Source organism: Pseudomonas asplenii, from assembly GCF_900105475.1.
Lineage (GTDB): Bacteria > Pseudomonadota > Gammaproteobacteria > Pseudomonadales > Pseudomonadaceae > Aquipseudomonas > Aquipseudomonas asplenii.
The window spans coordinates 6,439,238-6,459,947 of the sequence record NZ_LT629777.1 but is presented as its reverse complement, the minus strand read 5'-3'; the positions used below and the strand labels follow the sequence as shown (position 1 = coordinate 6,459,947).

At 62.1% G+C, this 20,710-nt stretch carries 19 protein-coding genes and 2 pseudogenes; 9 read left to right on the top strand and 12 right to left on the bottom strand.

What is annotated here, in order from left to right; genetic code table 11:
* Positions 1–68 precede the first annotated feature (68 nt).
* The gene (locus tag BLU37_RS28605) at positions 69–1,109 is read right to left on the bottom strand and encodes a patatin-like phospholipase family protein (RefSeq protein ID WP_010449012.1); all 1,041 of its coding nucleotides are present in this window, start codon (positions 1,107–1,109) and stop codon (positions 69–71) included.
* 191 nt (positions 1,110–1,300) lie between these two features.
* Between BLU37_RS28605 and BLU37_RS28600 the strand changes: the two genes are divergently transcribed.
* From BLU37_RS28600 to BLU37_RS28575, 6 genes are all read left to right on the top strand, one after another.
* Positions 1,301–1,579, top strand: a complete 279-nt coding sequence (locus BLU37_RS28600) for a hypothetical protein (RefSeq protein WP_010449011.1) — start codon at positions 1,301–1,303, stop codon at positions 1,577–1,579.
* Positions 1,580–1,828: 249 nt separating this feature from the next.
* A complete protein-coding gene (locus tag BLU37_RS28595; protein ID WP_090210833.1) occupies positions 1,829–2,746 on the top strand; it encodes an AAA family ATPase in 918 nt (305 codons plus the stop codon).
* A complete protein-coding gene (locus tag BLU37_RS28590; protein WP_172833071.1) occupies positions 2,716–3,699 on the top strand; it encodes a DUF58 domain-containing protein in 984 nt (327 codons plus the stop codon). The genes BLU37_RS28595 and BLU37_RS28590 overlap by 31 nt, the downstream gene beginning before the upstream one ends.
* Positions 3,696–5,666: a transglutaminase TgpA family protein gene (locus tag BLU37_RS28585; RefSeq protein WP_090210829.1), complete on the top strand. Its 1,971-nt coding sequence runs from the start codon at positions 3,696–3,698 to the stop codon at positions 5,664–5,666. Before BLU37_RS28590 ends, BLU37_RS28585 begins: the two co-directional genes overlap by 4 nt.
* A gap of 5 nt (positions 5,667–5,671) precedes the next feature.
* A complete protein-coding gene (locus BLU37_RS28580) occupies positions 5,672–6,436 on the top strand; it encodes a CHAD domain-containing protein (RefSeq protein ID WP_172833070.1) in 765 nt (254 codons plus the stop codon).
* Between the two features lie 131 nt (positions 6,437–6,567).
* The gene (locus BLU37_RS28575; RefSeq protein WP_010449006.1) at positions 6,568–7,365 is read left to right on the top strand and encodes an acyl-CoA thioesterase; all 798 of its coding nucleotides are present in this window, start codon (positions 6,568–6,570) and stop codon (positions 7,363–7,365) included.
* Between the two features lie 37 nt (positions 7,366–7,402).
* On the opposite strand, the gene BLU37_RS28570 is transcribed toward BLU37_RS28575, so the two are convergent.
* The 3 genes from BLU37_RS28570 to BLU37_RS28560 all read right to left on the bottom strand — a co-directional run bounded on the left by BLU37_RS28570 (position 7,403) and on the right by BLU37_RS28560 (position 10,091).
* Positions 7,403–7,636: a hypothetical protein gene (locus tag BLU37_RS28570; protein ID WP_010449005.1), complete on the bottom strand. Its 234-nt coding sequence runs from the start codon at positions 7,634–7,636 to the stop codon at positions 7,403–7,405.
* A gap of 84 nt (positions 7,637–7,720) precedes the next feature.
* Positions 7,721–9,199, bottom strand: a complete 1,479-nt coding sequence (locus BLU37_RS28565; RefSeq protein ID WP_081354404.1) for a methyl-accepting chemotaxis protein — start codon at positions 9,197–9,199, stop codon at positions 7,721–7,723.
* Between the two features lie 85 nt (positions 9,200–9,284).
* Positions 9,285–10,091: a TatD family hydrolase gene (locus BLU37_RS28560; protein WP_010449003.1), complete on the bottom strand. Its 807-nt coding sequence runs from the start codon at positions 10,089–10,091 to the stop codon at positions 9,285–9,287.
* Between the two features lie 239 nt (positions 10,092–10,330).
* On the opposite strand from BLU37_RS28560, the gene BLU37_RS28555 reads away from it, so the two are divergent.
* The 3 genes from BLU37_RS28555 to BLU37_RS28545 all read left to right on the top strand — a co-directional run bounded on the left by BLU37_RS28555 (position 10,331) and on the right by BLU37_RS28545 (position 12,884).
* A complete protein-coding gene (locus BLU37_RS28555) occupies positions 10,331–11,764 on the top strand; it encodes an MltF family protein (RefSeq protein ID WP_090210825.1) in 1,434 nt (477 codons plus the stop codon).
* 101 nt (positions 11,765–11,865) lie between these two features.
* Entirely contained in the window at positions 11,866–12,300 is a 435-nt protein-coding gene (locus BLU37_RS28550; RefSeq protein WP_090210823.1) for a DoxX family protein, read from the top strand.
* Between the two features lie 275 nt (positions 12,301–12,575).
* Positions 12,576–12,884: a hypothetical protein gene (locus BLU37_RS28545; protein ID WP_010449000.1), complete on the top strand. Its 309-nt coding sequence runs from the start codon at positions 12,576–12,578 to the stop codon at positions 12,882–12,884.
* Between the two features lie 173 nt (positions 12,885–13,057).
* On the opposite strand, the pseudogene BLU37_RS30120 reads toward BLU37_RS28545, so the two are convergent.
* The 8 genes and pseudogenes from BLU37_RS30120 to oxdA form a co-directional block, all read right to left on the bottom strand.
* Positions 13,058–13,249 (bottom strand): annotated as a pseudogene (locus BLU37_RS30120) (methyl-accepting chemotaxis protein); the annotation flags it as partial.
* A 78-nt stretch (positions 13,250–13,327) separates the two neighbouring features.
* A pseudogene (locus BLU37_RS30115) lies at positions 13,328–13,990 on the bottom strand (PAS domain-containing protein); the annotation flags it as partial.
* 377 nt (positions 13,991–14,367) lie between these two features.
* Positions 14,368–15,603, bottom strand: a complete 1,236-nt coding sequence (locus BLU37_RS28535) for a GTP-binding protein (protein WP_090210819.1) — start codon at positions 15,601–15,603, stop codon at positions 14,368–14,370.
* Entirely contained in the window at positions 15,600–16,262 is a 663-nt protein-coding gene (gene nthB / locus BLU37_RS28530) for a nitrile hydratase subunit beta (RefSeq protein ID WP_010448997.1), read from the bottom strand. Before nthB ends, BLU37_RS28535 begins: the two co-directional genes overlap by 4 nt.
* A 41-nt stretch (positions 16,263–16,303) precedes the next feature.
* A complete protein-coding gene (gene nthA, locus BLU37_RS28525; protein ID WP_090210815.1) occupies positions 16,304–16,897 on the bottom strand; it encodes a nitrile hydratase subunit alpha in 594 nt (197 codons plus the stop codon).
* A gap of 77 nt (positions 16,898–16,974) precedes the next feature.
* Positions 16,975–18,489 (bottom strand): amidase, encoded by a 1,515-nt coding sequence (locus BLU37_RS28520; protein ID WP_090210813.1) that lies wholly within the window; start codon positions 18,487–18,489, stop codon positions 16,975–16,977.
* A 181-nt stretch (positions 18,490–18,670) separates the two neighbouring features.
* Positions 18,671–19,537 (bottom strand): transporter, encoded by an 867-nt coding sequence (locus BLU37_RS28515; RefSeq protein ID WP_090210811.1) that lies wholly within the window; start codon positions 19,535–19,537, stop codon positions 18,671–18,673.
* A gap of 83 nt (positions 19,538–19,620) precedes the next feature.
* Entirely contained in the window at positions 19,621–20,679 is a 1,059-nt protein-coding gene (oxdA, locus tag BLU37_RS28510; RefSeq protein ID WP_090210809.1) for an aliphatic aldoxime dehydratase, read from the bottom strand.
* Positions 20,680–20,710: the final 31 nt, after the last annotated feature.

Genomic DNA, 20,710 nt, shown 5'->3' with positions numbered 1-20,710 from the left:
GCTGATTTTGGAGTGAAGGGGCGAGTGGGGCGAGGGCGGCTTGTGTGGCAGGCTGCTCACCTGCAACCTCAGCGGCGCTCCTCCTCGTAGCGATCGAGGGTATCGCGGGCGATCTCGCGCCCCAGGGCGATCAACTCGGGCGCCTTGTAGAACTCGAAGAACCGGCACACCCGCTTGGGCACGTTGATCAGGATATCCGGCGGATAACCGGCGATCTTGTACTGCGCCAGCGACGTCTGCATCACTTCGAAACTCTGGTTGATCAGGTCCAGCAATGACGCCGGGCCGACATTGTCGATGATGAACGAACCGGTCGCGGACTTCGGCGCACCAGCGTCCTGCGGTGCCGCCGCCGGTTGTTGAGCGGTCGGTTCGGCGGGGTCGAGCCAGGCGTTGGTGATGTCTGCCGCGTCCGCGGCGAGGGTCTGCTGCTCCAGGCGCAGCAACTCCTCGGCCTGCTTGCGCCGGAACGGCAGGCGCGAACCCATGGAACTGAGCAGCGCATTGAAGCGGCTCTTGAAGGCGGGCGGGCGCTGGATCACCGGCAGTTGGTACTGCTTCTGGTTGGTGGAGTTGAGGTTGACGGCGATGATCAGGTCGCAGTGGCTGGAGACCACCGGCACGATCGGCAGCGGGTTGAGAATGCCACCGTCGACCAGCATGCGATTACCCTGCATGACCGGGGTGAACAGGCTCGGAATGGCCGCCGAGGCGCGCATGGCCTGGTGCAGACAACCTTCCTGGAACCAGATCTCCTGTTGATTGGTCAGGTCGGCGGCGACTGCTGTGTAGGGAATCCGCAGGTTTTCGATATCGATTTCGCCGACGATCTTGCGGATCTGGCCGAAGACCTTTTCGCCACGGATCGCTCCCAGCCTGAAACTGACGTCGACCAGGCGCAGGACATCCAGATAGTCCAGGCTCTCGATCCAGTTGCGGTACTCGTCGAGCTTGCCGGCAGCATAGATACCGCCGACCACTGCGCCCATGGAGCAGCCGGCGATACAGGCGATCTCATAACCGCGCCTTTCGATCTCTTCGATCACCCCGATATGGGCGTAACCGCGGGCCCCACCCGAGCCCAGCACCAATGCGACACGTTTTTTCATCATGCACTCCTTTCCAGCCGGTCACCCACAATGCACCCAAGGCAGGCTGCGGTACAATCGCCGCGTCCTTGACGAGGACGGGCTGGCGCCGATTTCCATGGATTGGTTAAGCTTGCTGGAGCGGACAAGGCACTTTTTGCCTGGCGCGCCGTCATAAGCTGCACGACTGTTTTTTTCTTGAGGTGTCATCGATGAAAGCCTGGATCTGTGTGCCGTTGATTGCATTGTCGTTGGCCGGTTGTGCGGGCAAGACCGCTTACCGCGAAAGCTGCGGGACCCAGCTGGATGCGGCCTGGCATGAGCTGGACTTGGCCAAGGCCGAAGGCTTTGCCGGGACCGTGAGCTACTCCAAGGCGCTCTCGTTGCTGACCGGGGCCAAGACCCAGCAGCAGTTCGAAGCCTACGAGGGTTGCTCGGCCAAGGCCGAGAAGGCGCGGTTCTACATCCGTGAGTCGCGCGCGGGTCGTTGATCGGTATCGGGAGGCGGGGCGCCTGACGGTGTAGGAGCCCTTTCTCTGCAAGGGATTGGAATGCCTCTTGTGTGGCCGGTTTCATTCGCCAAGAGGGCGACGGGTGTTTTCAGCAAGACCTCGTCATCGTTCTTTGCGGATGAAGCCGGCTCTACAAGGGTAAGAGTGCTTGCCACAACGGCAGGGTAGAGCCTGGTTTTACCGGTTCGGTACTATCCTTGCTGTTTCCCCACGTTTGGATGTCTGCCGATGCGCAGTAAACTGCAAGCCTGCCTGCAAGCCGTCAATCAGGTGATATTGGGCAAGGATGCGCAGGTGCGTCTGGCGCTGACCTGCATTCTGGCCGACGGCCATCTGTTGATCGAAGACCTGCCCGGCATGGGCAAAACCACCCTCAGTCATACCCTGGCCAAGGTCCTTGGCCTGAGTTTCCAGCGTATCCAGTTCACTTCCGATCTGCTGCCCAGCGACATTCTCGGCACTTCGGTGTTCGACAAGGACAGCGGCGGCTTCGTGTTCCATCCCGGGCCGATTTTCGCCGAACTGGTATTGGCCGATGAAATCAACCGGGCCACGCCCAAGAGCCAGAGCGCCCTGCTCGAAGCCATGGAAGAAGGCCAGGTGACCATCGAAGGCGCCACCCGACCGCTACCGTCGCCGTTCTTTGTGATCGCCACGCAGAACCCCAGCACGCAGGGTGGCACCTTTGCCTTGCCCGAGTCGCAGCTCGATCGTTTCCTGATGCGTGTGTCTCTTGGCTACCCGGCCCAGGCGGCGGAAAAGGCCCTGCTGCTGGGGGCTTCGCGGCGTGACCTGCTACCTCGTCTGCCGCCGATCCTCAGTCATGGCGAACTGGCCGCCTTGCAGCAGGAGGTCAAGCAGGTGCGGGCCAGTGATCCGCTGGTGGACTACGTTCTGCGTCTGGTCGGCGCGACCCGTAGCGAAGCACAGTTCGCCTGGGGCCTTTCGCCCCGGGCGAGCCTGGCGATCCTCGCTGCAGCCCGGGCCTGGGCGTTACTGGCCGGGCGCGATTACGTGATTCCGGAGGATGTGCAGGCGGTGCTGCCGGCGGTGGTCGGCCATCGCCTGCGTGAGCGTGCCGACCCGACCGGCCTGGGCGGCGGCGCGCTGGTGCAATGGCTGCTGCGCGAGGTGTCGGCGCTTTGAGCGCCCGGCTGCGCAAGGTCTGGCAAGCCTGGCTGGCCCGGCGTCTGCCGCCGTCGGCACGGGTGGAACTGACCCAGCGGCGCATCTTCATCCTGCCCAACCGGGCGGGCGCGGTATTCGCGGCTCTGCTGTTGCTGATCCTGCTGGTGGCGATCAATTACCAGAACAGCCTCGCCTATGGCCTGTGTTTTCTGTTGTTGTCGGTGTTCGTCGTGGCGATCCTGCACACCTACCGCAACCTGCGGGGGCTGGTACTGAGTGCCGGGGTCGGGCCGGCGGTGTTCGTTGGTGAAGAGGCGCGCTTCGTGGTGCGCCTGGAAAGTACCGGGAAAAGCCATCAGGCGATCCACCTCGGTTGGTCGGCGCAACCGACGCAGCTCGCGGATGTACCGCCGACGGGCGTTCACGAGCTGCATCTGACCCGACCGACCCAGAAACGCGGCTGGCTGGTGGCCCCGCGTATCGGTGTGCACAGCAGTTTTCCCCTGGGTATTGTGCGGGCCTGGAGCTGGGTCGATCTGGGCCAGCAGGTGCTGGTTTATCCACAGCCGCTGGAAGGCGAACTGCCCATCCTGGCCAGCCTGACGGAAGACGAGCCGGAGGAGGGCGTGCGGGCTCACGGTCAGGGTGTCGACGATTATCAGGGCCTCAAACCCTACCAACCCGGCGACTCCTGGCGGCGCTTGCACTGGAAGGCCTATTCGCGTGGGCAAGGCTTGTTGATCAAGGACTTCGCCCGCCTTGAGGGGCAGGAGCATTGCCTGGATTTTCTTGCTTTGGGCGGTGATGTCGAGCAGCGTCTGTCGCGGCTGTGCCATTGGGTTCTGGAACTGACCCGGCGCGAGCAGCCGTTTGCCCTGCAGTTGCCGGGTCAACGTCTGGCGACCGATAGTGGTGCGGCCCATTGCGAGGCCTGCCTGCGCGCCCTGGCGCTGTTCGGAAAACCGGCGTGAACGGTGCGCCGACGATCTCTCGGGCCAGCCTGGTCTGGTTGCTGGTGGCCCAGGCTCTGGTCATGGTGCCGTTCTGGTTCCATGTGCCGGTTTGGATGGTTGCCTTCTGGCTCGGCTGCACGTTCTGGCGTATCCAGGTGTATCGCATGCGGGCGGCGTTTCCCGGGCGCTTGCTGGAATTGCTGTTGCTGCTGTTCACCATCGGCGGCATCTGGCTTTCCCGCAGCAGCCTGATCGGCCTGGACGCCGGCGCGGTGCTGCTGGTGGCGATGTTCATCCTCAAACTGGTGGAAACCCGCACCCATCGCGATGCGCTGGTCCTGATCTTTCTCGGGCTGTTCTGTGTAGCGGTGGCCTATCTGTTCGAAGACAGCCTGCCCTGGGCGCTCTACAGCCTGTTGCCGATCGGCGCACTGCTGGCGGCGCTGATCGGCTTGCAGCAAGGTCCCGAGACCCGGCCGCTGGCGACCTTGAGGCTGGCCGGTACCCTGCTGGCGCAAGCCTTGCCGCTGATGCTTGTGTTGTTCGTGTTCTTCCCGCGGATCGCGCCGTTGTGGTCGTTGCCGCTGCCGAGAGACAAGGGCCTGACGGGGTTGTCCGAGAGCATGTCGCCGGGCGATATCGCCGAACTCGGGCGCTCCGCCGACCTGGCGTTTCGTGCCAGCTTCGACGGTCCGCTGCCTGCGCGCCAGGAGCTGTACTGGCGCGCGTTGACCCTGGAGCAGTTCGATGGTCGACGCTGGAGCCAGTCGGCGGGGATCGCCTCCAGCCCGGCGCCGAAATGGCAGGCCAGTGGTGAGCCCTGGCGCTACAGCATCATCCTGCAACCGAGTGGCAAGCCCTGGCTGCCAACGCTTGATGTGGCCAGCAGCGACCTCGACGATGCGCGCCAGTTGGCGGACTATCGGCTGCAGCGCCAGCGACCGGTGCAGCAGGCGCTGCTCTATCGGACCAGTTCCTGGCCACAGGTGCCGCGCGATCCGCAGCTCGATGAGCGGGCGCGGCGCCGGACCCTGCAGTTGCCGGTCCAGGGCGATCCCCGGACGCGTCAGTGGGCGGCGCAATTGCGGCGCACTTATCCACAGCCTGACGCGTTGGTGGCGGCGCTGCTCAAGCACTTTCACGACGAGCCCTATCACTATACCCTCAGGCCGCCGACCCTGGGCGCCGACAGCGTCGACGGGTTCCTCTTCGACAGTCGTCAGGGCTTTTGCGCGCACTTCGCTGGCGCGATGACCTATGTACTGCGGGCGGCGGGTATTCCAGCCAGGGTCGTGGCCGGTTATCAGGGTGGCGAATTGAACACGGCGGGGCATTTCCTCGCGGTGCGCCAATACGACGCCCATGCCTGGGTCGAGTACTGGCAGGCTGGGCAGGGCTGGCGCAGTGTCGATCCGACCTACGCAGTGGCACCGCAGCGGATCGACCAGGGGCTGGAGCAGGCTCTGGCCGCCGATGAGGGCATGCCGGGCGTCTCGGCGTTCTCGCCGCTGCGTTACCGCCAACTGAGCTGGCTCAATGCATTGCGCCTGGGCTGGGATAATCTCAATTATGGTTGGCAACGCTGGGTTCTGGGTTATCAGGGCGAGCAGCAATTCAGCTTGCTGGGGCGCTGGTTCGGCGATCTGTCCGGGGTGCTGCTGCCGGTCGGACTGGTGCTGATTCTGGCACTCTTGTCGCTGTGGCTGCTGCGTCCCTGGCAGAGCAAGTCCGATCCGCAACTGCGCGCGTTCGCGACCTTCGAGAAGCTGCTAAGCCGTCGCGGCCTGGTGCGTGAGCCGGGCGAGGGCCCGTTGGCTTTCGTCGAGCGCGCGGCCTTGCGGTTGCCGCGCCAGGCGCAGAGTATTCGTGAGTTTGGCGAGTTGTTCGTCGGTCAACGTTATGCTGAACAAACCCCGTCGATGGATGCATTGCAACAGGCGTTGCGGTCATTGCGTCGTAGTCTTGGAAGTTCGATTTGGGAGTGATGTCGATGTCGGCCCTGGTGGATCATTTGGTGGTTCAGGTGGTGAATCTTGAGGTACGGTTGTTGGCCTGTCATGCACGGGTCGATGCGCTGACCGATGACGAAGGGCTGCACGATCTGCGTATCGCCGTGCGGCGCCTGCGCAGCCTGTTGCGGCCCTTGCGCGGTTTGCCGGGCGTCGAGCCATTGGAGCAGGCGGCGGCCGAAGTGGGGCGACTGACCACGCCGATCCGCGATCGTGAAGTGCTGGCAGCCTACCTGCACCGGCAGGGGCATCATGCTGCGGCCACGCGACGGACCGCGCAATTGGCCGAGGATTACTGGAAAGTCGCGCGTAGTCCGGAACTCAAGCATCTGCTCGATGTACTCGATGCCTTCCCTCGCTTCTTGCGGGCCGCTGAGCATCAGGGCCTGCTCAAGGGCTTGCGCAAGCGCATCGAGAATCGCCTGGCCAAGCAATGGCGGGCGCTGGACGAGGCCTTGCACGCTCCGGGTCACGACCGTCATCGTCTGCGGCTGCTGATCAAGCGGGTGCGTTACGCTGCCGAAGCCTACCCTGAACTGGACCGGCTGCCGGCCTCGGCATTGCGGCGGCTCAAGGCTGCCCAGGAAGCCCTGGGTGATTGGCATGACTGCTGGCAGTGGTTGGCCCAGGCGCAGACTCAGGAAGACCTGCAACCCTGCGTCAATGGCTGGCGCACGACCATGGCCCGCGCCGAAGAAAAGGCCGATCGGAGGCTGGAAAAACTCGGCGAAAGCTGCTTTGCCTGAGGCCACGACCTGTTTGACCGGTGATTTGGCGGCAATGGACGCTTTACCCGGCGGGGAGGCTGGTTAAGATCCCTTGTTGCTACGATGCACGCTGTGCAGCGGGTATCAGAGAATTCTTAGCCGAGGTGTGCATGGGTTTTTCAGATTTGCTCGAAGTGGTCCGTCGCGATCCCCAGGCTGTGGTCATTCCGGCCGACTGGGCCCAGGGCCGTGCCAGCTTTGGTGGCCTGGTGGTTGCGCTCCAGTACGAAGCCATGCGTGCGCGGGTGTCGCTCGAGCGTCCTGTGCGTTCATTGGCGGTGACCTTTGTCGGTCCGGTCGAGCCGTTGGTGCCGGTCAGTTTCGAGGTCGAGGTGCTGCGCGAGGGCAAGGCGGTCAGCCAAGTCCTGGGAAGGGCGGTGCAGAACGGCCAGGTGGTGACCCTGGTGCAGGGCAGTTTCGGTGCCTCGCGAGCGTCGGCGGTGGCGGTTGAGGCCGAGCCGGCTCCGCTAATCAAGCACTGGGAACAATGCCAGGAGATACCTTACGTCAAAGGCGTGACGCCGGAGTTCACGCAGCATTTGTCACTGCGTTGGGGCGTTGGTGGCTTTCCGTTCTCCGGCAATACCTCGCGGCAGATGGGCGGCTGGGCGCGCCTGCGCGGTGACGTCAGGGAAGAGCCGTTGAGCGAGACCCATCTGTTGGCCCTTGTTGACGCCTGGCCACCGGCGCTGTTGTCGCATCTGAAGCAGATGGCAGCCGGCAGCAGCCTGACCTGGACCATTGAGTTCGTTCAGCCGTTGCTGGAACTCACGACTCTGGACTGGTGCAAATACCTCGCCGTGATCGAACATGCCCGCGATGGCTACGGACATGTGGCGGCGGCCTTGTGGAGCCCGGACGACCGTTTGATCGCCCTGAGCCGGCAGACCGTCACCATCTTTGGCTAAGGTTGCGCCAGTTTTCGGGAGCCGGATCAAGGTTGCTCTAGGCCTCCAGCATATGGCGCTTGCGCTGCAGGCCGGCGGCGGCAACCAGGCCGATCACGCCGATGGCAACGTTGGTCGGGTCCTGGGTGAAGACCCCGCTGGCCACCAGCAGGAAGGCCAGGGCAAACAGGACCATCGACAGCAGTTGCAGGCCTTCGCGGGTACCGTCGCTCGAAATGCTCGGTGCCACGCGCCATTGCCAGGCGGGAAAATCAGGATGACGTTTGCCCATGGTGATGCTCCTTGGTTCGTTGATTCGATGGACCAAGGATAAGTCGGGCAAACGTCGGCGACGAATCAACTCTTGCTATCGCGTCTATAGCTTGAGTTGACCAATGGCCTTGTTCAATTCACCGGCCAGGGTTGCCAGCTCATTGCTGGTGCTGGTCGAGTCGACGGTCTGTTGTACGGTGTTTTCGGTGACATCGCGGATGCTCACCACGGCGCGATTCATTTCTTCCGCGACCTGGCTCTGTTGCTCGGCGGCCACGGCGATCTGGGTATTGCTCTCGCGCATCTGTGCCACTGCACCGGTGATTTCCGCCAGGGCGGCCCCGGCTTCCTGGGCCTGCTGGACGCAGTCGTCAGCCTTGAGCGAGCTTTCCTGCATGAAGTCCACCGCATCGCGGGTACCGGACTGCAACGCCGAGACCATGGTGGTGATTTCATCGGTGGAGGTCTGCACACGCTTGGCCAGGTTGCGCACCTCGTCGGCGACCACGGCGAAACCACGACCCATTTCCCCGGCCCGGGCGGCCTCGATGGCGGCGTTCAGGGCCAACAGGTTGGTCTGCTCGGCGATGCTGTGGATCACGTTGACCACGCTGTTGATCTTCTGGCTGTCCTCGGCCAGGCGCTGGATCATCTCGGCGGTCTGCTGCACACCGCTGGACAGGCCGGCGATCGACTGCTGGACGCGGTTGACCACTTCCTTGCCGCTGCCGGCCAGGGTATCGGCGGTCTTCGACAGATCGCGGGTAGCGCCGGCGTGCTGGGCAATGTGGTAGACCGTCGCGGTCATCTCGTTGATGGCGGTGGCGGCCTGGTCGGTTTCGCTTTGCTGGCCGAGCATGCCGTGCTGCACGTCGTTCATGCTCGAGGCCAGCCGCGCCGCACCGACATCCAACTGTGCGGCGGTGCGGGCGACGGTGCCGACCACGCGCTGGTAGCCGGCCTGCATGGCATTGAAGGCGCTGGCCATCTGGCCGACTTCGTCCTTGCAGGCCAGCGGTACGCGGGTAGACAGGTCGCCGGTCCGCTCCACGTGCAGCATCACGTCCTTGAGGGTGTTGAGCTGGCTGAGCAGGAAGCGGATCAGCAACTGCGAGGCGCCGAGCATCGCCAGCATCAGGATGAACACGGCCACGGCGTAATGGGTGAAACGGTCGCTGAACACTTGCGCCATGCTGGGCGCATAGGCGAGCACGGCCACCCGCTGGTTGCCATGGCTGAGCACTTCAGCGCCGAGCAGCGGGTTGTCGCCGAACAGTGGCATGTAGTCGTAGGTGACCCAGCCCTGGGCATCAGCCAGGCGTGGCAGCATCTGGCCGTTCAGGCTGGGGGTCTGGCCGCTCTGGAAGACGAGCAACTGGTCATTCTGTGGCAGGGGCTGGCCGGCGGGCCAACTGCCCAGCAGTCGTGCTTCGCTCTGGGCGGCCGTGCGCGCGGCGTCGGTGCGGGCCTGCTGCTCCAGCTGTACCGCGTACAGCACCAGCAACAGAGTGGTGACGAAGGCCACGGCGTTGACGGCCCAGAATTTGTATTTCAGCGAGATGTTGCTAAGCCAGGCACCCATGGAAGGTCTTCTCTGATTGAGCGGAAACAGTATTGGCAAGGTGACATCATTGTGCCACGCCCCCGGCGGTACTTCTTGATGTGGGTCAAGCAATCGATGGCAAACCAAAGAATGCCCGGGCGCAGGCGGTGCTGTGGGCCGCCAGGTCGGCTTCGCTTTCACCGCGATGCAGGGCGACCTCGCGCAGCACTTCAGTGAGGAAGGCCGGTTCGTTGCGACCGCTCTTCGGTTTGGGCCGCAGGCTGCGGGGCAACAGGTAGGGCGCATCGCTCTCCAGCATCAGGCGGCCCCGGGGAATCTCCCGTACCAGTGGGTGCAGGTGAGTGCCACGGCGCTCGTCGCAGATCCAGCCGGTGATGCCGATATGCAGGTCCAGGTCCAGATAGCTGAACAGTGCCCGTTGCTCGCCGGTAAAACAATGCACCACGGCGGCGGGCAGGCGGTCACGGTAGTCGCGCAGGATCTCCAGCATCCGTGAATTGGCATCGCGCTCGTGAAGGAACACCGGCAACTGCAGTTGCGCCGCCAGGGCCAGGTGTTCTTCGAGGACTTTTTCCTGTTGTGGGCGCGGCGAGAAATCGCGGTTGAAGTCCAGTCCGCATTCGCCGACTGCGCAGACATTCGTTTGCGTGAGCAGGTCTTTCAGACGAGCGGCGCTGTCGGCATTCCAGTCGCTGGCGGAATGCGGATGGATACCGGCCGTGGCGAACAGCTGAAGACCGCTTTCATCCAGCGTCCGGCATAGCTCCAGAGCCTGTTCGCTACCCTCGAGACTGGTGCCGGTCAGTACCAGTTGGCAGACCCCGGCGGCCTGGGCGCGGTCCAGTATTTCCCGGTGTTTTCCGGAAAAAGCCGAGTTGGTCAGGTTGACGCCGATATCGATGAGTTGCATGGTTCGTCCTCAGGCTACAGGCCCAAAAGCATATCAGAGCTGTAGATTTATAATAAAAACCAAGAACTACAACGAGTTATGACTGTCTTTCAAGACCGCGAGCCAGTAGCGGCCGTTTTCACGTCCGCTCGCGCCGCCGTCTTGTGCATTTTAATTCGGGTTCAACAGACGCCCGGTTTCCATCGACTCGTATCAGGCCTGGCGGCTTGCGGCGGGACAGTATTCTTTGCGGTGAACGGATGAAGCGAGCCTCGCTGTTGCTCCTGCTGTGCCTGTCCCTGCTGCCGCTGCCGGCGGTTGCGCGCCTGGCCGGCCCCCAGGAAGTCGGTCAGGCGGGGAAGGTCCGCGACCTGGCGGAAATCCGCAGCAGCCGCGTCCTGCGGGTGCTGGTCAACCAGAGTCGCAACAGCTCGGGAGAAATCCAGGGCGAGGCGATCGGTGTCGAGTATCACCGCCTGCGGGCTTTCGAGCTGTACCTGAACGGACATGCCCGGGACAACCAGGAAATCACCCTCAAGCTCATTCCCAAGGCCAAGGACCAGTTGCTGGGGGCGCTGCAGCGTGGTGAGGGCGACCTGGTCGCGCCGGGCGAACTGCTTGAGGCGCAACCGGGGCATGCGGTCAGTGCCAGTGAGCCGATCGGCAACCCGGTGCCGCTGCTGCTGGTGGGGCTCAAGGGCGAAAAGCGCGTTACCCGTGTGGAACAGCTTTCCGGGCGGACGCTGACCCTGAGCACCGGCAGCGCCGCCATCGATGTGCTGAACCAGATCAACCAGAAACTGGCGTTGCACAAGCTGCCACCGGTGAAGGTCGAATGGGTCGACCCGAGCCTGGCGGTAGAGGATGTGCTGGAGATGGTCCAGGGTGGGATCTTCCACCTGACCATCGTCGAACAGCCGATTGCCGAGCGCTGGGCCAAGGTCATGCCCAAGCTGCGTTTCGACCGGCAGATACTGGTCGGCGAGCCGGGACAGATGCATTGGTTCGTGCGGCGTGATGCCTCGATGCTGCTGGCCAGCATCGATCGTTTTTTCAAGACCTACAAATCGCCATCCGACCAGGATGTGGCGTTCCTGCGTATCTATCGACGGCTGTACCAGGTGCATTATCCATTGGCCCGCAGCGATCGGCAGAAGTTGGAGAAGCTGCGGCCGGTTCTGCAACGTCATGCCCAGGCCCAGGGCATCGACTGGTTGAACCTGGCAGCGCTGGCGTTCAAGGAGTCGGCGCTGGACCCCAACGCCCGTGGGGCGAGCGGTGCCACCGGATTGCTGCAGATCACCCCAGCGGCGGCGCAGCGGGTCGGCGTCGGTAATATCCAGAATGTCGATAACAATGTGCAGGCCGGGGCCAAGTACCTGGCGATGATCCGTCGCAAATTCTTCTCCAGCCCCAAGCTCAACGAGCGCGAACGCATGGCCTTTGTCCTGGCGGCCTACAACATGGGGCCCGAACGGGTTCAGGGCATGCGCACCGAGGCGCGGCGGCGCGGCTTGAATCCCAACCAGTGGTTCTTCCAGGTCGAGCGGGTCGCGATGGAGCAAGTGGGAATGGCTCCGGTCAACTATGTTAATAGCGTGAACAAGTATTACCTGGCGTTCGATCGCGAGCGTGGCTCGCTGGAAGGGGCTTCCCTGGAGCGAAATGGACGAAAGGTTGCTTCACGAAAATGATCTAATTTTTAGATTGTTATGTCGGGTTTTTTGCGCTTTTTCAATTTTAAAATCTGATTAATATGGCGCCATCAACTCGACATTTGAAGAAGGATTCAACCATGAGCACTCTGATCCAACGCGTTCTGAACACCCGTGCCGGCTACGGCCTGACTGCCCTGCGGATTCTGGTGGGGGTCATCTTCGCCGCCCACGGCGCCCAGAAACTCTTCGGTCTCTTCGGCGGCTACGGCCTTGAAGGCACCGCCCAATGGATGGAAAGCATCGGCCTGGCGCCGGGTCACCTGATGGCGCTGCTGGCTGGCGGTACCGAGTTCTTCGGCGGCCTGGCCCTGATCATCGGTCTGCTGGCGCGGCCTGCGGCGTTGGGTCTGAGCTTCACCCTGGTGGTGGCGATCTTCTCGGTGCACATCCACAACGGTCTGTTCATGAGTAACAACGGCTACGAATTCGCTCTGGCACTGCTGGGCGGTACCCTCGCAGTCCTGATCGAGGGTGCAGGCAAGGCTTCGATCGACGGTGCGATCAGTCGGTAATCTTTCCCCAAGGCTGCACAAAAATGGCCCGCATTCGCGGGCCTTTTTGTTGTAGGGCTTTTGTAGGACATCTGCCTGGCGCGATTCTTGACAGTGCCCCCAGGGCTTCTCTAGGATGTTCTGCATGCGCCGATTTAAACAGCTACTTGCGGGGCGCCAGAGGAGTCCACAGCACTCCGCCAGAAGCCTGATCCAGGTTTCGAAATACCGCTAAAGCGCTGGTTCGGTGTTGCCTCACACCTGCCCGGCAGATCGTTGAGGCGGAGACACGCACGTTGAACAACCCACGCCCTGTCATACGTCTGGTGCCGATCACGGCCAACCTTCCTGAACGGAATCCGAAAATTCTCCTGTGCGGCGAGAATCAGCCGACGCTGCTGCGTTGCCTGGATGGCTGGCCGCGCCGCAAGGGGCGTGCCTCGGCGTTCCTGATCCAGTTTGTCGACGACGGCGATTCGCTGGAGCGCTTTGCCGATGACAGCTTCGATATGGCGGTGATCCAGTCGCCGAGTGCGGAACAGGCCGAAGCGGTGATCCGCCAACTGACGCGCGTGGCGCGACAGGGACTGATCACCCGGCGTTGACCCTGGGTGGCTCTGTGGGGGCTGGGGTAACAAGCGCCTTAGCGCTCGCAATCCCGCGTGCCGTGGAGTCATCTGATCGTGGTTCGATCGTCCTGAAACCGAAGGCGGTAAAGAGCGTTCGCTAAACAACCCCTCCCGCGCAGGTGTGGCTAGCTGTCCATCATCTCGGCCGCTTGCTGGGTCGCCTGGCTGGTACGGGTGGCCAATTTGCGCACTTCATCGGCAACCACCGCAAACCCGCGCCCGGCATCACCGGCTCGCGCCGCTTCGATGGCCGCGTTCAACGCCAACAGGTTGGTCTGGCTGGCAATGCCCTGGATGGTGGAAACAATCTGCGTCAGCTTGCTGAGGGTTTCCTGCATCACTCGATGTTGTTGGGCCTGAGCCTCGCGCATCGTGCGTTCTTCATGGTGGGCATGGATATCGGTGATGGCGCCCACCACCCGTTGCGGTGAGCCGTCCTCTGCACGACGCGTTTGCCCACGGCCACGAAACCAGCGGTAAGTGCCATTTTTATGTTTGAGCCGATAATCCACATCGAACGGTGTCTTGCCGCTGCGGTCGTCAACATGGGCGATAAACGCATTGATGGCCCGCGCGCTATCGTCGGGATGCAAACGTGAGGTCCAGCTTTCCAGGGTGTTGGGGAATTCCTCAACCGTGTTGCACCCCAGCAGTCGGCGCATTTGCGACGACCACCAAATGGTATTTTTCGGGTTCGCCGGGCCGCCGGCCACCACCTCGATGTCCCTGAGCCCGTCATGCAGCATCTCCCGGGCAATATCGAAACGGGTGGAGGCCAGTTCAAGCGCCTCGTTGTGCAGGTGCTGTTCATGAATGTCACGAACGCTCCCACCGATGGCCAGCGCCACGCCTTGTCCGTCACGTCGGGACACACCGCTGACCCTGTACCAGCGATAGTCACCGCCCGATACCGGCTTCATCCGCACGTCCAACGCAAACGGCGTGCGCCCACTGCGATCGGCGAGATGCCGGGTGAGCGCCTCCCGATGCAGTTGCTGGTCAGCCGGGTGCAGCTGTTCGCTCCAACGGCCCAACTGATCAACACCTTGGACCTGGCTCGACGCAGACCCCGTCCATTGCATCGCACATTCCGGCGCGGGAGCAGTGCTTCCCTCCAGTTCCAGCGCCCAGAACAGTTCACCTGCGCCTTGGGTGATCAGGGCCCAGTGCGCCTCCAACTGGCGCAACTGTCTGTCGCGGTCGGCCAGGCGCTCATTCAATCGGGCGACTTCCTGGGCGAGTGTGTGGGTTTGATCCTTCAGGGTTCGCCGCTCATGCAGCAGTTGGTCTACACCGGCCAGGATGCGGCGTAATAACGGGTTATTCGACGACAGCGGCGTGTTGGCCTGGTCAGGCTGCTCCAGCCTGTTGGCGAGCGGTGCCAATACCCAGCGGGTGGTTCGGCTGAAAAAGAGCATGGAACACCTCTACCTCTTTCAAATGGGATCAACAGCAAGGCTTACGTCGGGCTGGCCGCCATGGCCCTGGTGTCAAAGGCTGTCGCCCCCGGCAGGGTTTGCCAGGTCGACGGGCCGGCGGCTATTTCCTGGACACTGAGCAGGCAGTGGTCGAGTTCGCGCTGCAACGCAGGGATATCGAGATCCTGGCCGATAAAGACCAACTCCTGCCGGCAATCGCCGACAATGCTGTTCCACTTGGTCATGATGCTCTGCAACCGATATTCATCCTGCGGCCACTGCGACTGTTCGATGAAGTTCCACCAGCGCGCGACATAGCCCCACTGGAACTGCCTGCCGCTTTGCACCAGCAGGCCGGTTTCCAGGTGCCGGCTGGCGAGCCAGAAGTAACCTTTGCTGCGCAGCAGACGCCCGTTGCGCCAGGGCTGTTCGAGAAAATCGAGCAAGCGCTGTGGGTGAAACGGAGCACGTTCGCGATACACCCACGATGTCACGCCATAGGTGTCCGACTCGGAGGCCGGTGTGTCGTCGGCCTCCATTTTCTTCATCCAGCCCGGCGATGCCGCAAGGCTGGGCAAATCAAACAGGTGGGTACCGAGGATGTCGGATAACTCAACGTTGCCGTGAGTCATCGGCACGATTCGCGCGCTGGGGTTGAGGCCGGCGAGGATCGCGTGCACGGCCTGGTAAGCAGGCTCATCGATCAGGTCGCGCTTGTTGACGAGAATGACGTTGGCGTACTCCACCTGCTCGAGCAGAAGGTCCGCCAGAGGGCGTCTGGCTGCGTCCTCCTGTGCGTCGTCGCGGGCCACGGTGTCCGGTGACTCCAGCAGCGCCTGAAACCGGCTGCCATCGACCACCGTCACCAGGGTATCGAGCCGCGCCAGTTCGCTGAGGCTGAAGCCCTCGGCGTCAAGGAAGGCGAACGTCTCCGCCACCGGCATCGGCTCCGAGATTCCCGTGGATTCGATGAGCAGGTAATCGAAGCGTTGCTGACGGGCCAGGGCACTGATCTGTTCGAGCAGGTCGGCGCGCAGCGTGCAGCAGATACAGCCATTGCTCATCTCGATCAATTCATCGCGGCCACGGTGCAGTGACACGTCGCGCTGCACCTCTGCGACATCGATGTTGACCTCGCTCATGTCATTGACGATGACCGCCACTCTCAGCCCTTCGCGATTGCGCAGGATATGGTTGAGCAGGGTGGTCTTGCCGGCGCCAAGGAAGCCGGAAAGCACGGTCACCGGCAGTCGGCCCGCCTGGGCGCCGTCAATCATGGGTTCACCGCTGGTTGGCTGGCGGCCTTGTCCAGGTAGCTTTCGAACAGGTCGACCACCACAAAACCCTCATCTGCCGCGTCGCCCCACAGATCTTGCGTGCGGAACTCGACATGGTAGGTCGGCTGATGCGCCGCGCTCGTATCTCCATGACCAATCGCGTCCGGGAATGGCCATTTTTCCGAGGTGCGATGCAACACCACGCCCTGCTTGCCGCGCACATAGGCCGGCATGCGGATATGTCCTGCCACGTACTCGTCCCGCACGACCACCCGGTCGCCGACCTCAAAGGGCGCGCGACCGGTGATCGCCGGGCGACCTGTGGCATGCGCGGGGTTCGCCAGCTTGAAGTGGGAGCCCAGGGCCTGATCAAGCTCGGCCTGGGTGATGACGCCGGTTTCGACCAGCAGCGTGGCGGTCGCAATGACATAGCGTTCGTAGTACTGGGTACCGACATGTTGGCGAACATCCAGGCGTTCGACGGCATGACGTACTTCGTCCACGCTGAATTTTTTCAGGTGGTCGACGCCGATGAACATCAAACTGTAGGCCAAGTGCTCCCAGTCCTGCTTGAACACGGGGTTGTAGCTCAGGCTGTTGATGGTATGGGGAACTTTGCCAAAGCCTTGGAAACCGCCGAGATCGTGGAAACCATCCATTGTGAGTACCTCTGAAAAGTGAAGGAAACAAAGCGTCCCGGCTACGCTACGCGCGGTAGCGCCACGCCGATCAGGACATCCTTGGTGATCAGTTTTCGAAGTGCCTCTTCATCCATGGAGTCGCTGCCCACAGGACGCATCGGCAACACCAGGTAGCGACTTTCAGCACTGGTATCCCACACCTTGACGGTGACCTCGTCCGGCAATTGCGTGCCCAGTTCCCGCAGGACGGTGCGCCCTTCGCGAACCAGGCGGGCACGGAATTCGAAGCCCTTGTACCACTCCGGTGGCAAGCCGAGGACGGGCCAATTGGTACAGGAGCAAAGGCTGCACACAATCACGTTTTTCAGCGTGGGCGTATCTTCCAGGGCAACGATGTATTCGCCCTGAGGGCCGGTATAGCCAAACTGGGCGCACGCGGCGGTACCGTCCCTGAGCAGCAGTTCACGAAATTGCGGGTCCACCCAGGCCTTGGCCACAACCCGAGCACCATTGTCCGGGCTCCATTGGTGTGCCATCAGTTGGGTCAGGTGTTCGATGTAACCCTCGGGGATCAGGTCCTTTTGCTTGAGCACTTGCAATAACGCATTGGCTCGCTCTCCCGGGGTTGATGGGGTGCCTGCATGTTGGGTCATCAATTGATTCCTCATCGTTGAATTTCGAAGCAGCGCCTGACGGCTTTATTGTTTTTGCGCTGCATGGGCCGCACTGGCTAAAGGTTTTTCCAGTCAACCGACGCCTCGAACGCCGCGGCGGCCTGGTAAATCGTGCCTTCGGCATAGTGCTTGCCAACCAGCATGAGCCCGACCGGCAAACAGTCCACCCGGCCACAGGGAATTGACATGGCCGGATGGCCGGTGATGTCCTGGGCCGAGGCATTGCCGATCATTTCCAGTGCTCGAGCCACGTAGTCGGTGATCGAGCAACCCGGTTCCGGGTGAGGCTGGGCAAGTATCGGAACGGTAGGCATCACCAGCAGGTCGTAGCGGGCCAATGCGGCGTCATAACCGGCACTGGCCAGGCGCCTGAGGTTTTGCGCCTTGGCGTAGAAACGGCCGTTGTAGCGCTGAAGGCCGTATTGCCCGACGAACATGCACAGCTTCAGAGAGGCGGACAGATCGTCCGCCTCATCACGCCAGCCGACTTGTTTGTCCAGCAAGGCGACGTCATACAGTCCCTTCCAGTTAAAACCGGCGCCGTTGCCGTGCATCATCTGCATGGTCAGGCCTTCGCAACCGATGGGATGCCACAGCGAACCGGCGATCTTGTGCTCAGGAACGGAGACTTCCTCGACCTGTGCGCCGAGCCGCGCAAACTGCGCGATTGCATTGCGTACCGATGAGGCTACCCGGGGATCGAGGTTGGGCAGTTCAAAGCCTTCCTTCAAGATGCCGATCCTGAGTCCGTTAACGCCACGCTCCAGGTAATCGCTGTAGTTGTCGACCTGGGGCGCGGCCTGGCGAGGATCGAGTTCATCCGGGCCCGCCATCACCTCCAGCATCAATGCGTTGTCCCGCACATTGGCGGTGATGGGGCCGGCATGGTCGATCGTCGCCTCGATGGCCATGATCCCGGTGTATGGCACCAGGCCGTGGGTCGGCTTCATGCCGTAGGTGCCGCAGAACGCCGAAGGAATCCGGATGGACCCACCCTGATCACCGCCAACCGCCAGATCGACTTCGCCCGCGGCAACCAGGACCGCGCTGCCGGAAGAGGAACCCCCGGCAGAAAAACCCTGACGGTGGGGGTTATGCACCGGGGCCGGATCAGAGGTGTGACTGCCGCCGGACAGGCAGTAGTGTTCGCATGTCGCCTTGCCGAGGATGGTTGCTCCGGCATCCAGCAAGCGGCTGACGACAGTGGCATCGAAGGACGGGACGAAGCCTTCAAGTGGCTTGGCACCATTCATCATGGGCACACCGGCCAGTGAGATATTGTCCTTGAGTGCAACGGTCTTACCCGCCAGTTTGCCTTCGCGGGTGCCGTTGACTTCGGTACGGAAATACCAGGCGTTGAACGGGTTGTGCTCAGCCGATGGACGATAGCTGGAACTGCGTTCGTAGCGTACAGGCGGGATGAAGTCGGGCAGTTCGTCAATCAGGTCATAGGCGTCGAAGCTGGACTGCATGAGGGCGAGGTATTCACTGGCTTGCTCGCTGTTGAGCTGCATGTGCAGGCTGTTCGCAATGTCCAGTAGCTGCTCAAGGGTGGGACGAACGATTGCCATGATGGGTTTGTCCTTACGGTAAGTGGCCGAATAGCACTGCAGGCTCGTCAAAGGAGTGGGGCTGGCGCTCAAGATAGTCCGCATCGCCAGTCGCAGGCTTGGTTGAAAAAGACATCGACTTGGTTGAGCCGGACACCCCTGCGCCGAGGCCGCAGGGGGCCTTGCCCGGTTGACGCTTGCGTCAAAAAACGCGGGCGTAACGCAGGTTTATGCGCAAGTCTTCCTTGGGGCCGTTGTCCACCGAGAGGTCCTTGCCCAATTGCAGTTGGATCTGGTCCTTGGGGGTGACGAATTTGGTGGCCGTCAGACGGAAGTTGGTGGTACCCAACTCGTTATCCTGATTGACGTGCTCGACGTTCGTCTCACCTCCCCAGGTACGCCCGAAGCCAATGCCAAATGCCGTGGTGGCGTCTGGCATGTAGCGCCCCATGATCTGTGCTGCGTAGGACACGTCCTGCTTCAGGCGGTCGGCATTTGCACCATAATCAGTGTTGTCGCCATACCATGTGGCGCCGCCGACCAGGTCCATAGCCCATTTTTCCGTGAAGTGCTTGACGTAGGCGCTCTGCAGTTCGAATTTCCAGCGGTTCTCGCCGATATTGAGCGCGTCGTCCTTGTCATAGGTGCCACTGGGGACATACAGATAGGGGGCGATACTGAGGGTGTCGCGGGCTTCGTTGAGCCGCCACTTGACCGGCGCGGTCAGGATCAAGTCGCCCACGCCACGCGTGCTGCCCAGCGCAGAAGCGTCACCTGTGCTGGAGACGTGGCCGAAAGGCAAAAGGAATTGCGGGTCGATGGTGACCGTATCACTGAGCGCGTAGACATGCAGCAGACGCAGGATGCCGACGTCTGAGGTCAACTTGAAGTCGGAGCTGGTCTTGTGCCCGTTGCTGTAAGCCGAGTCGGTGGTGGCGTGCTGGTAATAAATCGCCCCGATGGTCGCGCCGACCGGGTATTGCTCATAATCGCCAGGGGCAACCTCACCGGCGTTTGCGTGAAGCGCGGGCAACAGGGTGGAAAGTGTCAGCAAGCGGATCTTGTTCATCATTTATTTCTCGCACAGGGAGGCCGCACCACCCGAGGAGGGTGGCGAGGAGGCTGAAATTGGGCGGTGAAGGCCGATGGACCTCAGGCTGTTGGCGGCAGTGCGTCGCGCAACATGCCGGTCTGCGAGTGACAGTTGATGTACTCGAATATCTGGCTCTTGGCGTCCGAGACGGACACTTCGTGGTACAGCCGCAACTTTTTCAAACCTGCGGCCACGCGAAAGAACGTGACGAAAATACGCAGATGGGTAGGGTGCGACTCTGCCCAGCGCTCGAGTTTTTCGACTGAGCGCCAGTGACCGATGTTGTAGCTCAGATCGAGAAAGTTGCCATCCATATCGATATTCCGTACGAACCTGTTGCTGTAGCAGCCTAGGGGGCCGCCGTTGTCACGCAGGAAATCCATGCCGTCCTGCAAGGTCGGCAGAATTTCGTCGAGGTACAGCGAGCGCTCGTCCGCTTCGGCATCCGCCCAGTCCTGACCTGAGCGAATCAGCGTGAGATTGTCATGGCCCAGAACCACGACCCGGCCACCCTGGGTCGGGTCACCCACGGCCACTTGCAGCTCATTCGTGGGTTGCATCCAGTCTGTCTGGGAGATCGGGAAGCGGTCGCGCATCGAGCCCCAGTAACCGTGCTCTTCGATCTCGCCACTGATCGTATCCATGACGGCGCCGACACCGGGCAGGTTTTCCTGGAAGGCATACAAGGTCTCGAACTGCTCGGCGCGCGGGGCGGTGATTTCGCGGAAGTAGCCAAGGCCCTCACCCAGCCGCTCCGGCGAGCTCCACCAGTCATTCACCTGGGGTGAACACAACCAGCGGCAGTAGGCTGCAGGGTCTTTCCAGTATCCGACCACAATCAGATTATCAAAGCCGCTGTTGTCGGTGTGGTGGGTCAAGTCATGGGTCTGCGGGCCATCGGCCAGGCTGAAACTGCCGACGATGTGACGCATCGCCTGCAAGGCGGCCTCGCGCTGAGCATCGCCGCGATATTGCACGCCCAGGTAAGCCATCACCACCTGTACCAACTGCTCATCAGCCCGTGCCACCCACATCGGAAACGGCGGCTGGTACTCGTCGGGTACCCGACGGGACAGGGTGCGTGGGCATTTGAGATGTTTGTCGATTGCAGATTCCATCTTGAGCTCCTCGTTATTTTCGTTCAGGCCT